This is a genomic window from Paenibacillus sp. FSL H7-0714, from assembly GCF_038003765.1.
Classification (GTDB): Bacteria; Bacillota; Bacilli; order Paenibacillales; family Paenibacillaceae; genus Paenibacillus_AQ.
Map to the genome: position 1 here is coordinate 2650424 of NZ_JBBOPT010000001.1, position 13023 is coordinate 2663446.

The following is a 13023-nucleotide window of genomic DNA, read 5'->3' on the forward strand; positions in this document are numbered from 1 at the left end:
GAAGAGGCTAACTATGAACAGATTATCTCGCAAAATAATGACGTTATTCGCACCAGCTGCAGCAACACTGTTATTGTTCGCAGCAGTGGCTAGCGCGCACGTAACAGTGGCACCAGCACAATCTAGTACGGGGGCATGGGAGACTTATACATTAAAGGTTCCTTCGGAAAAAGACGTGGCAACTGTACAAGTTGATCTACGAGTTCCAGCAGGTGCCGAGTTTAAACAATATGAGGCTACACCCGGATGGGATGTTACCATTGAGGGGAATAAGGTTAGCTGGATAGCTAATGGTGAGGGCATTCAGAAAGGGCAATTCCAACGCTTCTACTTTACGGCCAAGAACCCTGATGCCGCTGGCGACATTGCATGGGATGCTTATCAGCACTATGCCGATGGAAGCTTGGTGCAATGGTCCGGTGAGGCTGGAACAGAGAATCCGCATTCCATTACTACAATTGTACAAGCTTCCGGTGGGGATGAACATTCTCACGGTTCCAATGTGAAGAGCGATTCCATGAGCATGGAAGAGCATAATGCTATTATGAAAGATGAGGAAAAATCAAACAGTGTCAATCCAATGGTCTACATCGCAGTCGGGATATCTTTACTTGCCTTTTTAATAGCGGCTATAAGTATATTGCGCGGGCGGAAAGAGTAAGCGGAGATCGTTGGATTCCGTGATCTGAGTTGGATACTTTGATAAGAGAAAAGTTTGAATTTATAACTGTGAACAGTCTCGAGTGAAGTTTGAGACTGTTCACGGTTTTTTTTGTGGAAATTTGGCAATATGATCTTTAGGACATGAAAGAAGCCCCAGCCGATAAACGACGGGAGCTTCTTTTATGTTTTTTTGTTGTGAATTACTTTTACTTGTCTACAGCCGTTTCCGCTTATAGAAGGTCACAAAGACTGCAGTCAGCAGTAAGAGAAGTATCGCGATCCCAGTAGTGATGGCTTCACTCGTGCTGCCTTTTTGCTGCATAGCGCCAGCACCGCCGCCAAAGTTACCACCCATGCCACCAGGCATACCGCCACCCATTCCGCCACCGCCAGGCCCTCCAGTGAATCCACCTTGAGCGGCTTGCCCGTCGGTGTTGGTTTGACCACCTTGAGCAACTTGCCCGCCAGCTGTTGCTTGCGTGTTACTGCCGGGACCCGCGCCGGCATCAGGGATAGCCGGACCGCCCATGGCACCGGGCTCACCGCCTGCGCCGCCCTGAGGAGCCTGCCCATCCGTGGCAGCTTGCCCAATTTCGGCATTCGCAGCTGCAGCGCCAGCACCTGTACTCTTAGCGGTCCCCGCGTCAGCACCACCCGCGCTCTGATCCGCCCCCGCGCCAGTCTGTCCGTTACCCGCGCCGTTCGCGCCTTGTCCAGCACCAGCACCAGCACCAGCGCCATTCCTAGCACCACCACCAAAGCCGCCGCCCATGCCACCACCCATACCGCTTCCCGATCCGTCACCGGAGGAAGGGATGGTTCCGTCGAGCTGCTGCTGGATATTTTTAGCCATGTTCGACATGAAGGTCTTAACAGATTTAATCCCTTCTTCATATTGCTCGAAGGTGTAGAAAGCAGAAGGATCTGCTTTGACATAGCTGGAAATCATCATGTCCAGCTGATCCATTCTAGTTTGGAACGTATCATCCGCTAGATAGCCATTAATCATTTCGCTGACGATCTCGTGATATTTCGCTTTGTATTCGTCGTTAGCAAGTAGCTTCGCAATCAGAGGACGTTCAGCCAGCGCGCCTTGTGTAGGCTCGTCAATCAGTACGTCTGCGCTGCCCATGCCGCCAAAAGCCATATTATAATCCCACGGCAGGATCGAGAAGACGCCTTCGTCTTCATATAAGTAATAATTTTGTTTATTACCACCTAAATAACTGTCCATATTTGCCGTGACCGCATTTAGAGCGATATACTTCAGCGATTCCTCTACGTTGATGTATTTTTCATAATCGGTGCCGTTATTAAGCTCATTCAGCATATCGATCAGAATATCATCGTTAGATTTATCCGACTTCATTACTAATCCGGTATAGAGGGAAGGGTCCTCACCAAGCCAAGTTAAGTCACTGCCCTGACCGGTCATTTCCCCTTTATAAAGTGCACCATAAGAGTTTCCGAAGTTACGTTCCAGATAAGCATCGCCGATCTGTTCCACCGCGAGGTAGAAGCCCTTCAGTTCATCGTTGACGTATACATTAACGAAGGAATATTTCGGCGTCGGGAGTCCGACACTCTCAGCGAGCTCATAGGTCAGAAATTCACGCATATAAGAAGCATCGCTGTAATTGTTATTCAGGTTGATCTTAGTGATGCCGAATAAATTCTGGTTCACATATTCATCAAAAGAAATTTTAAAGCTGTACCGATCAGAGTCCGTCATCTGTACTACACTTCTGAGACTAAGATTTCCTTTGGTCCGCACGGCAACGTTATCGAATTTAACGCCGTTGTACTCAACCGATGCGGTTTTATATTCTTCCGCGCTGGCATTATCCAGCATATCCTGAAAATCATCCGGGTCTAAAGTAATTTTGACATCGACAACCTTATCTTTTGGAAAGACCTGCTCGTCTAGATTTTTCTCGTCGCTCGAGACTACCTTATCCTTAGAATCTGTTGCAGTTTCGTTTGTTGCCGATGGACTTGCGTTCTGGCACCCAGCTACAGCGATGACCAGCAGCAGGCAACAAAGACTCAGCAGGATAGATTTACCTTTTGCTTTCATCTGGGGCACCGCCTTTCATCTTATTATGTTTAGGATACATAGTCACCGCTGTAGCTGATCAGAAGTGCGTTTTTAACGCCCTTTAAGTCGGAAACAGTATTGACAAAGCCACCTACTTTATCATCCAGACGAAGCTCCAGTGTTAATTCGATATTGTTTGCAGATACTGTTTTTTGCTTCACGTTGTAGCGTTTCACGGATTTTGTGATATGGTTGTGGACTTCACGTTCACTCTCATCGCCATCACAGTTAATGACCAGCAAGTATGGTGTTTCGATAGAAGAATGCTTGATGAACAGAAACAGAATTAGACCAATGATGATTGAACCCACAATAGCCAAAGTGAAGAATCCTGCGCCAGTTACAATGCCTGCGACTGCTGCCCAGAACAAGAAGATCAGATCTGTTGGATCTTTGATCGGCGTTCTGAAACGAACGATGGACAATGCGCCGACCATACCGAGGGACAGCACAAGATTAGAGTTTATGGCGATAATGACAGTGGCTGTAATCATGGTCATGCCCATTAGCGAGACGTTGAAGCTTTTGGAGTATAACACTCCGCTAAATACACGTTTATAGAGAAGGTAAATAAAGTAGCCAATCAGAAAAGCCACACCTAACGTGATTAGCATTTTCGAGATGCTTATATCGGAGACAAAGTTGTCTATCACCGAGTTTTTAATGATATCTGAAAAAGTATTTGTGGTTGTATCTGTTGTTGCGGTTGCTGCCATTGTTGCTAGTGATGCATTCATAATCAATAATCCTCCCAAGTGTTAGTTTTTAAGAATTTGCGGCAGATCACATATTTTGAAGCGGACTGTCTGTTCAGCCCCTCTAACTGCAGCGCAATTTTAATGTATTCCGGAATGTACTCATCGAATTTCACTTCAAAAATAATAAAGTTCTCATCAATCGCCCGAATCGGATGCAAATCCTTATCAAAAATATCCGTCGAATGCAGACCGGTACGTAATTCTTTATCGAACGTGATCCGCACGTTGCCGTTGTGGCAAACATAGGGCTCGCGAACATAATCCACGATGACCTTCGGCCGAAGAAGGTTATGGCGCATCTGATTGTATAATTCCATGAACAGTGGACTGTCCGGGACATTCAGGACCTCATAGTTACCTGCCATGATCTCGTCGTACATTTGACGGGTCAGCGGCTCTTTAATTTTGGCGATATAATCGTCCATTTTGATTTTTTTCTCAAAGTGAATGATGTTGTCTTGAATGTTGTAGATACGAATACGATATTTGGCGCGTTCTCTGAGACCTCCGAGTTTGTCGGCAAGCGCCGAGTTGTTGATGTCGTCAAAATACAAACTGCGGATATGATATTCGCCACTTTCATTGGCATGCTGGTCTGTATCAATCAAACTCTGTAATCGTTGGCGTAATACAAGGTATTGATGATAGTTAATGAAGAATTTTAGTTCATGCCGGAATTGAAGCTTGTTACTCATTTTCCCACCTCGTTTCTATCTCTATCTCTGTCGTTGGCTAACCTTCTTGCACAACTAATTCTAGGAGACAGACCTTATGCTTAACTTAAAATAGACTGAATGTTAGCTGAATGTTTTACACTGCGTTAACAAAAGTATAGATCTATAGATTTGACTTCTGACTTTCTGGAAGGCTATCTTAGTTAGAAGACTAGAGAGAAAAATGAAGGAGGAGCCGTGATGAAAGACTATAAATTCGCCATCATCCTAGGGATAGTAGTGATTGTTCTGATCTTGGTGGCTGTTGGGATGGAGTGGTCCAAATCCGGGAGCTCCAAGAAATCATCAGCCCCGTATGATCTTGTTACCACCTTTAAGGGAGATGCGGGAACGAGTCGTGCGTTTACTTGGTATACTAGCGATTCCAATGCCGCAGGAGTTCTGGAGTTAGTAAAGGGACAGATGTCCTCTTTTGTAGAATCGGATGTACTAAGGGTAGAAGCAAATAGTAGCACCATAAAAACGGACCATGGTCCCAGAGGTGTTCACAAAGCGGAGGTTACAGGACTTGAACCTGGGACGTTATATTCTTACAGAGTGGGCAGCGGGCTTGAGGGAGGATGGAGTTCAGTTGCGGAATTCACCACGGAAGAGGTTGAACTAGATAGTGTTACGTTTATCAACGTCGCGGATTCTCAAGGGGAGAGGGCGGATGATTTTAAGCTGTGGGGGAAGACATTGAGCAAGGCCGTTCAGACCTTTCCAGAGGCGAAATTTATTGTGCATAATGGTGACTTAACGGAGAACCCGGAGGATTCGGCGGGCTGGGATCAATTTTTTGGTAACGTGCAAGGCTTGCTTTCGGGGACACCATTAATGCCTGTTACGGGAAATCATGATCAGGTTGATGACGATGCGACAGACTTTACTTCTCATTTCAACCTGCCAGATAACGGGGCAAAAGGTTCTATTGCGGGCACCTCGTATTCCTTCGATTACGGTCCTGTACATGTGTCTGTATTGAATACGGAGAGCAATTTGAAAAAGCAAGCTGAGTGGCTGAAGCAAGATTTGAAGAGCACGGATAAGGAATGGAAGATTGTTGCGATGCACCGTCCGGCATACGGGGGCAATTCATATAAGAAGGTTGAAGATTGGACGGATATTTTTGATGCATATAAGGTCGATCTGGTGCTGCAGGGGCATAATCATGAGTACTCCAGATCCTACCCTTTGCGGGCTGGAAAAATCGTTCCTGAAGGTGAGAATCCGGTAGGTGCTAAAAAAGGTACGGTATATGTGGTGACCAATGCATCTGGTGGGAAGTTTAATGAGAAAAAAGAAGATCAGTTCTATCATGCGGTGCATTTTCAAAACTACAAGCAAATGTTCGCAGGGATTAGTGTTACCAAGGATAGTTTGACTTATCAGGCTTATGATGTGGATGGTAAGATGCTGGATGAATTTGTGCTTACGCATTAACCAGTAGTAGCTTTCTTCACCGTTAGGGTGGAGAGGGCTTTTTTGGGATTCTTCTGGATTTTTGATTTGACACTCCTCTTAGGGGAGGCATTAAGCTACTTAAGGAAAGGAGGAATGAACAACATTGTACACGGTAAAAGAAGTATCGGAACTGTCCAAGGTTACAATCAAAACGCTTCATCATTATCACAAGATCGGTCTTCTCTTACCAAGCAGGATAAGTGATGCTGGATACCGGTTGTATGGAACGAAAGAGCTGGAACGTTTGCAAGAGATTCTATTTTACAGAGAATTAGAATTTTCTTTAGATCAAATCAAGGAAATGATGGATCATCATTCGGACAGGTACTCTATTCTTTCGCAGCAGGAGGAGCTACTCCTTGGCCGCAAAGCCAGACTGGATACGATTGTTCAGACATTACGTAAATCTATTGGTTATTTAAAGGATGGGGAGCGCATGGATAATAAGGAAATGTTCGAAGGATTTGAAAGCGAAAGAGAATGGAAAGAAGCGCTGATCGAGCAAAATCAATATTTGAAGGAATCGTATGGGATGGACTCTATTGAAGTTTTACCAGAAGATGTTCCGGATATGAATGAACAAGCACTTGAAGGCATGACATTTATGAATAAAATAGCAAGTTCATTAAGAGAAGGGTTAAAACATAACGATAAGGAAATAGAGAATTTGATTCGATGTCATCTTGAATTTATGAACAAACATGGCCATAACATATCTGTGAAAGACTTTGCAGCGCAGACTCAATTTTTCTTAAGTGATGACTTTCATCTTAAAATGCTTGAGAATCAGCAAACGGGGTTGGCTTATTATCTTTCTGCAGCAGCAGAGTCGTTTGCGGCAATAAATCAATAAAGTTAATCGAGAAACGGATGCCATCTCAAAAGGAGGCATCTGTTTTTTTTGAAATAGATTAATGTATATGCTTACGCTATAAATTATCCTTCTATTTCTCGCTTAACCGCTTACCGTCCTTATAGGACGCCTAAGGCGTTTATGGTTGTGAAATGTAATCTATGGTGTGAAAATGGTACGATTTTTAGAGACAAACTTCATGAAAATACAACCATTTTCTCTCGATAATGAAAAACATTACCATTATAATGAAAGCGTTATCAGAAAAATTTAAATAGTCGAGTTTAAGGGGGGGGGGGAAAGCAGGGATACAGAGTAGGAGGAAAGCAAAAGCAAACCAATAAAATTGTAGGAGGCGTAAAACGTGATTCGTAATCGTATCCGAAAAACTGGATTGTTAATCCTGCTTGGCGCGATGATAGGCTCTTTATTCTCTGCATTCCCAGCTACTACTCATGCGGCTGCAAGTGAACCTTACAATTGGAAGAGTGTTGTAACGGGAGCCGGCGGTGGTTTTGTACCCGGAATTATTTTTAATCAGTCCGAACCCAATTTAATTTATGCCAGAACAGATATTGGTGGTGCGTATCGATGGAATCAGGCTACCTCTAGTTGGACTTCGATTAGTGACTCCGTAGGCTGGGTCGATTGGAATAAGAATGGTGTAGATGCCCTTGCTACAGATCCTATTGATCCGAACAAAGTCTATATGGCAACAGGTACTTATACTAACTCCTGGGATAATAACGGTCAGATCATGCGCTCTAGTGACCGGGGAAACACCTGGCAAACCACTCCACTGCCTTTTAAAGTAGGTGGCAATATGCCGGGCCGCTCTGCGGGTGAACGCCTCGTCATCGACCCGAATAAGAATAATATTTTATTCTTCGGAGCCAGAAGTGGCAATGGGCTCTGGAAAAGTACGGACTCCGGTGTTACTTGGTCGAAGGTAACCTCCTTTACGAATGTAGGAACATATATTCAGAATCCGACACTGGATTATGGAAATGATCTCGTTGGCTTATCCTGGATTACGTTTGATAAAAGCACAGGAACACTTGGCAATGCGACTCAAACGATATATGTAGGGGTTGCCGACACAGCAAGCAGCGTTTATCGCAGTACAGATGGAGGCGTAACTTGGACAGCTCTGGCAGGACAACCTTCAGGCTACTTGCCACATCATGGCGTGCTTTCATCTACAGGCGATCTGTATATTACTTATAGCAATGGTGTAGGTCCTTATGACGGAAGTAAAGGTGAGGTTTGGAAATACAATAAAACAAGCGGTGCATGGACGAACATCAGTCCTTCAACCGGAACGGATAATTGGTATGGCTTCGGTGGTTTAGCTGTGGATGCACAGAATCCTAACACAGTTATGGTATCCAGTTTAAACGCTTGGTGGCCTGATGAAGTGATTTTCCGCAGTACTAACGGTGGTGCAACATGGAGCCGAATTTGGGACTGGGGCAACTATCCAGAACGAACTTATAAGTTCAGTATGGATATCACAGCAGCACCTTGGCTCGATCATGGAACGACTTCGACCTCGCTTGATCCTTCACCGAAACTGGGCTGGATGATGGGCGATCTGGAAATTGACCCTTTCAACTCTAACCGGATGATGTATGGTACGGGGGCCACCATTTATGGCTCGAACAATTTGACCTCATGGGATACCGGAGGCAAGGTGAATATCTCGGTTATGGCCAAGGGTGTGGAGGAAACGGCTGTGCTCGGACTGATAAGCCCGCCAACGGGAACCTCCCATTTGATCACTGCACTTGGTGACGTTTCTGGTTTCCGTCATGAGGATTTGTCGGTAGCTCCAACTAAATTCCAGACCAGTCCTTCATGGGCAACAACAATGAGTATCGATTATGCAGAGTTGAGTCCATCTTATATGGTACGGGTAGGCAGTGCAGATAAAGAGAAGACACCAAGTATGAAATCCATTGGTATCTCTAACGATGGTGGTGTGAACTGGTACATGCCAAATTCAGAACCGTCAAATGGCACCAAAACAACAGTAGGGCATGGACAAGTAGCTGTGTCTGCAAGTGGGAACTCTATTTTGTGGAGCACCTCGGATATTGGTGTGTACTACTCCAAAACAACAGGTAACTCTTGGACAGCAAGCGCCGGATTACCTGCAGGAGCAAAAGTAGCATCTGACCGAGTGAATGCTAACAAATTTTATGGTTTTTTTGCTGGGGTCTTCTATGTTAGTGTGGATGGCGGAGCTACATTTACTGCCACTTCAGCTTCAGGTTTCCCAACCAATAATGTAGCTGGATTACAGCCGAATGAAGCTCAGATCAGCATGAAAGCAGTACCAGGTATTGAAGGTGACATCTGGTTTGCAGGAGGAAATACGACTGAGAATAAGTATGGTTTGTGGCACTCCACGAACTCTGGTGCGAGCTTCACGAAGTTAACCAACGTACAAGAAGCTGATCTCATTGGTTATGGAAAGGCTGCGCCGGGTCAAACTTATATGGCACTGTACACGGTAGCGAAGATTGATGGCGTGCGGGGTGTCTTCCGTTCCGATGATGTTGGCGCAACTTGGGTTCGTATTAATGACGATGCCCACCAATACGCCAAGATTAATATGGCGATTACTGGTGACCCAAGAATTTACGGACGTGTATATCTCGGAACGAATGGCCGAGGCACATTGTATGCTGATCCTGTCAATCTACCAGCTACAGGCTCAACCATTACTCCAACAACTGCAAGCTTCGATAAGAAAACAGCGAATCAGGCCGACGTCGCAGTAACGCTGACACTGAATGGAAATACGCTCAGCACGATCAAGAACGGAACGGCGACATTGGTTACTGGTACAGATTATACGGTCAGTGGATCTACTGTGACCATTAAAAAAGCGTATCTAGCGACGCAAGCGGTAGGAACAAACACGCTGACGTTTAGCTTTAGCGCAGGGGCTAATCAATCATTGGCGGTTGCGGTGACGGATACGACAATACCAGTAACTAACTCCACGATAACACCAACAACCGCAAGCTTTGATAAGAAAACAGCGAATCAGGCCGACGTCGCAGTAACGCTGACACTGAATGGAAATACGCTCAGCACGATCAAGAACGGAACGGCGACATTGGTTAGTGGTACAGATTACACGGTCAGTGGATCTACTGTGACCATTAAAAAAGCGTATCTAGCGACGCAAGCGGTAGGAACGTCCACGCTGACGTTTAGCTTTAGCGCAGGTGCGACGCAATCCTTAGCGGTTGCGGTGACGGATACGACAACACCAGTATCCAACTCCACGATAACCCCGACAATAGCAGGCTTTGATAAGAAAACTACGAATCAAGCAGACGTAGCAGTAACTATGACGTTGAACGGAAACACGCTCAGCACGATCAAAAACGGAACGGCGACATTGGTTACTGGTACAGATTACACGGTCAGTGAATCTACTGTGACCATTAAAAAAGCGTATCTAGCGACGCAAGCGGTAGGGACGACCACGCTGACGTTCAGCTTTAGCGCAGGAGCGACGCAATCCTTAGCGGTTGCGGTAACGGATACGACAACACCAGTAACTAACTCCACGATAACCCCAACAATGGCAGGCTTTGATAAGAAAACTGCGAATCAAGCAGACGTAGGAGTAACTATGACGTTGAACGGAAATACGCTCAGCACGATCAAAAACGGAACAGCCACCCTCGTAGCAAGCACAGATTATACAGTGAGTGGTTCTACAGTAACGATCAAGAAAGAGTATCTGGCAACCCAAGCGTTGGGAAGCACTACGCTTACCTTTGAGTTTAGTGCAGGAACCACACAATCCTTGGTTGTCACGATTGCGGATACGACAGTAGCTCCTACTGCAGCATTGAAAGTACAGATGTATAATAGTTCATTGTCTGCTTCCGGAAATACGTTGAATCCAAAGTTTAAGCTGGTGAATACGAGCACAAGTGCTGTGACACTCTCTGATGTGAAAGTGAGATACTATTACACTATTGATGGTGAGAAGGCACAAAGCTTCTTCTGCGACTGGTCACAGGTGGGAAGCGCGAATGTAACAGGAACATTTGTAAAATTGCCAACAGCTAAAGCAAATGCGGATTATTATCTGGAGGTTGGTTTCTCAAGTGCAGCAGGTTCACTTGCGGCGGGTGCGAGTATCGACATTCAGGTGCGTGTGTCTAAAGAGGATTGGACGAATTACACTCAAACCGGAGATTTTTCTTTTAATGCGGTGGATACTAATTATGTGGACTGGAGCAAAACACCAGCATACGTGTCAGGAAACTTGATTTGGGGTAGTGAACCTAACTAAAGACATCACCAATATTTATGCAATAGAGGCTGTCCTAGAAGTAGAGAATTCTACTTTTGGGGCAGCTTCTATCTTTATAAAATAGACCAAACGACGATCGTGTGAGCTAGAGAGGAATTAGGGAATAACTCCCTGAAAATAGCCGATTTTAGCCTTAAATGAACGAAAACAGGGAATTCCTCCCTAAAAATCAGGGGAATTTCTTTATTTTCCAGCAAATCAGCTAAATTATAGGGAGGTTTTCCGTAATTACTATTTGGATGAGTAGATATATCAGAATTATAGGGAGAAATCCCCTAATTATTCAATCGGCGCTTCAATTGATATGCCATTTGTTTAGTTGTTACAACGTTTGTCCACTATCTACCGTAATGATCTGTCCGGTCATTGCTTCCTGTTCGAGTGTCGCGCAGACGAATTGAGCGATATCCTCAGTGGATGATAGACGCTGGAGCAGCAGATTAGGTGCTAATTTATGCATCTGTTCTTCTCGACCAGACCACCATCTAGTAGCAACAGCTCCCGGTGCGACACAGTTCACTCTAATAGTTGGAGCTAGCGCATGGGATAGAGATTTCGTGAGGCCATGAACAGCAGCTTTGGAGACCGCATAAGGAAGGGAAGAGCCTAAGCCAGTTTGTCCGGCGATGCTGCCGAGATTGACGATGGTGCCTGAACCGCTATGGTTCATATACGGAGCAACTGCTCTGGCGCAGAAAAACATTCCTTTCACATTCACATCATAGAGTTCATCCCAGACTTCCTCCGTTGCTTTTTCCAGATCACCCAGCGCAATATGTTTAGTAATACTGGCGTTATTCACCAGCAGATCTACCGTTCCAAAATGCTGAATAATCGAATGGACCATACTTCGCACTTCCTGATCCTTAGAAACATCGGCTTGTACTGCTATCGCTTGCCCACCTTGATTTATAATCGTATTCACGGTTTCATAAGCTTCTGCCTCGGATCTAGAATAGTTCACTGCAACAAGGGCTCCGCGTCGGGCTAATTCCAGACTTACAGCTTTGCCAATTCCAGTACCTCCACCAGTTACTAAGGCTACTTTATTGTTAAGATCCATCCTTATTCACTCCTTTGGTTGGCGTATGTTGTTGATATAGAGTATTCTATAGTGATTATCGGATTTCGTATAATTGAATTAATTGAAGCTTTGGTTCAATTTATTTGAATTAAGTAGTGGAGGGCTCAGGAATGGATCTGAAAACAATAAAAACCTTTCAAACCATTGTGATTTCAGGAAGTTTTAACCGTGCAGCTGAGGAATTGAATTATGCCCAATCCACGGTCACGATGCAAATGCAGAGGCTTGAATCCGACTTAGGGTGTCAACTGCTTGAGCGGGGAAAACAAATCTGTTTAACAGAATCTGGTAGATTGTTTTATGAAGAGAGCTTACATATTGTTAAGGATATGGAGCGGTTACAGAGCCGTTTGGCCGATTTGAAGATAGGTGAAGCTGGCAACATCCGCATAGGGGTAACGGATCCGACGGCGAGCTATCGTTTGCCGCAGCTGTTAAGCAGCTTTATGACGCAGTTTCCGAAAGTGAAAGTCTCCGTGGAGATCGCGGGAACCGCTGCACTCAGTGAACTGCTTTTGCGAGGCGAAATTGATATGGCTGTATGTTCAGCTCCAGAGCTGGGTAAGGAGCTTTATTTTGAACCCTTATTTACGGAGGAATTTGTGTTACTTATGCCAGAAGAGCATCCGCTAGCTTCCAAGGAGAATATCACGCCAGAGGATTTACAGGATCATAGGTTACTTATTACGGCAGCAAACTGTCCTTATCGCAAAAAATTAGAAAGTGTGCTACAGGAATCAGGTGGTGCACCGTTCGATACTATGGAGATTGGAAGCATGTCGGCTCTAAAATATTTTGTAGAAAGTGGCTTAGGCGTCGCTCTTGTCCCTGAGATAGTCTTGAATCCGGCCCCTGCAGGAACGGTAGTGCGAAAACTGGAGGGAAAGGTTATCGATATGACCTGCGGTATCCTATGTAAACTTTCGGATTATCCCTTGAAGCTGGCGAGCTCCAGATTGTATCATTTTTTAAAGCAGGAGCTATCCGCGACAAGGATATTTTGAATTTTAAACGAATTGTATGTATTAGGAAAAAAAGAGAGGGC

At 45.0% G+C, this 13023-nt stretch carries 9 protein-coding genes and 1 pseudogene; 6 read left to right on the plus strand and 4 right to left on the minus strand.

Annotated features, from left to right (window positions below):
• Window positions 1–13 precede the first annotated feature (13 nt).
• The gene (locus NST34_RS11480; protein WP_052404250.1) at window positions 14–661 is read left to right on the plus strand and encodes a DUF1775 domain-containing protein; all 648 of its coding nucleotides are present in this window, start codon (window positions 14–16) and stop codon (window positions 659–661) included.
• A 216-nt stretch (window positions 662–877) separates the two neighbouring features.
• Here the strand turns inward: NST34_RS11480 and NST34_RS11485 are convergent, their stop codons facing one another.
• From NST34_RS11485 to NST34_RS11495, 3 genes are read right to left on the minus strand one after another with little or no spacing between them, the layout of a single operon-like run.
• Window positions 878–2740, minus strand: coding sequence for a CotH kinase family protein (locus NST34_RS11485; RefSeq protein ID WP_341127816.1), 1863 nt, complete (start codon window positions 2738–2740; stop codon window positions 878–880).
• A gap of 29 nt (window positions 2741–2769) precedes the next feature.
• Window positions 2770–3477 carry a DUF4956 domain-containing protein gene (locus tag NST34_RS11490; RefSeq protein WP_149644558.1) on the minus strand — a complete coding sequence of 236 codons (708 nt, stop codon included), beginning with the start codon at window positions 3475–3477 and terminating at the stop codon, window positions 2770–2772.
• A 23-nt stretch (window positions 3478–3500) separates the two neighbouring features.
• Window positions 3501–4214 (minus strand): polyphosphate polymerase domain-containing protein, encoded by a 714-nt coding sequence (locus NST34_RS11495; protein WP_076298420.1) that lies wholly within the window; start codon window positions 4212–4214, stop codon window positions 3501–3503.
• A 219-nt stretch (window positions 4215–4433) separates the two neighbouring features.
• Between NST34_RS11495 and NST34_RS11500 the strand changes: the two genes are divergently transcribed.
• The 4 genes and pseudogenes from NST34_RS11500 to NST34_RS11520 all read left to right on the plus strand — a co-directional run bounded on the left by NST34_RS11500 (window position 4434) and on the right by NST34_RS11520 (window position 10873).
• Window positions 4434–5675, plus strand: coding sequence for a purple acid phosphatase family protein (locus tag NST34_RS11500; protein ID WP_341127817.1), 1242 nt, complete (start codon window positions 4434–4436; stop codon window positions 5673–5675).
• Window positions 5676–5799: 124 nt separating this feature from the next.
• Window positions 5800–6549: a MerR family transcriptional regulator gene (locus NST34_RS11505; protein WP_076298418.1), complete on the plus strand. Its 750-nt coding sequence runs from the start codon at window positions 5800–5802 to the stop codon at window positions 6547–6549.
• A 415-nt stretch (window positions 6550–6964) separates the two neighbouring features.
• Window positions 6965–10087, plus strand: a pseudogene (locus tag NST34_RS11510) (X2-like carbohydrate binding domain-containing protein); the annotation flags it as partial.
• 63 nt (window positions 10088–10150) lie between these two features.
• Window positions 10151–10873, plus strand: a complete 723-nt coding sequence (locus tag NST34_RS11520) for a X2-like carbohydrate binding domain-containing protein (RefSeq protein ID WP_341061125.1) — start codon at window positions 10151–10153, stop codon at window positions 10871–10873.
• Window positions 10874–11216: 343 nt separating this feature from the next.
• Here NST34_RS11520 and NST34_RS11525 read toward each other — a convergent pair whose 3' ends face one another.
• Complete coding sequence (locus NST34_RS11525; protein ID WP_341127818.1) at window positions 11217–11957, minus strand: SDR family NAD(P)-dependent oxidoreductase; 741 nt, start codon at window positions 11955–11957, stop codon at window positions 11217–11219.
• Between the two features lie 131 nt (window positions 11958–12088).
• Here NST34_RS11525 and NST34_RS11530 point away from each other — a divergent pair, with 131 nt between their 5' ends.
• Entirely contained in the window at window positions 12089–12982 is an 894-nt protein-coding gene (locus NST34_RS11530; protein ID WP_341060482.1) for a LysR family transcriptional regulator, read from the plus strand.
• Window positions 12983–13023: the final 41 nt, after the last annotated feature.

Excerpts from the sequence above, each read along its gene's own strand:
- NST34_RS11495 (WP_076298420.1), bottom strand. The coding sequence starts at position 4,214 with ATGAGTAACAAGCTTCAATTCCGGCATGAACTAAAATTCTTCATTAAC.
- NST34_RS11520 (WP_341061125.1), top strand. The coding sequence starts at position 10,151 with ATGGCAGGCTTTGATAAGAAAACTGCGAATCAAGCAGACGTAGGAGTA.
- NST34_RS11485 (WP_341127816.1), bottom strand. The coding sequence starts at position 2,740 with ATGAAAGCAAAAGGTAAATCTATCCTGCTGAGTCTTTGTTGCCTGCTG.
- NST34_RS11530 (WP_341060482.1), top strand. The coding sequence starts at position 12,089 with ATGGATCTGAAAACAATAAAAACCTTTCAAACCATTGTGATTTCAGGA.
- NST34_RS11525 (WP_341127818.1), bottom strand. The coding sequence starts at position 11,957 with ATGGATCTTAACAATAAAGTAGCCTTAGTAACTGGTGGAGGTACTGGA.
- NST34_RS11490 (WP_149644558.1), bottom strand. The coding sequence starts at position 3,477 with ATGGCAGCAACCGCAACAACAGATACAACCACAAATACTTTTTCAGAT.
- NST34_RS11480 (WP_052404250.1), top strand. The coding sequence starts at position 14 with ATGAACAGATTATCTCGCAAAATAATGACGTTATTCGCACCAGCTGCA.
- NST34_RS11500 (WP_341127817.1), top strand. The coding sequence starts at position 4,434 with ATGAAAGACTATAAATTCGCCATCATCCTAGGGATAGTAGTGATTGTT.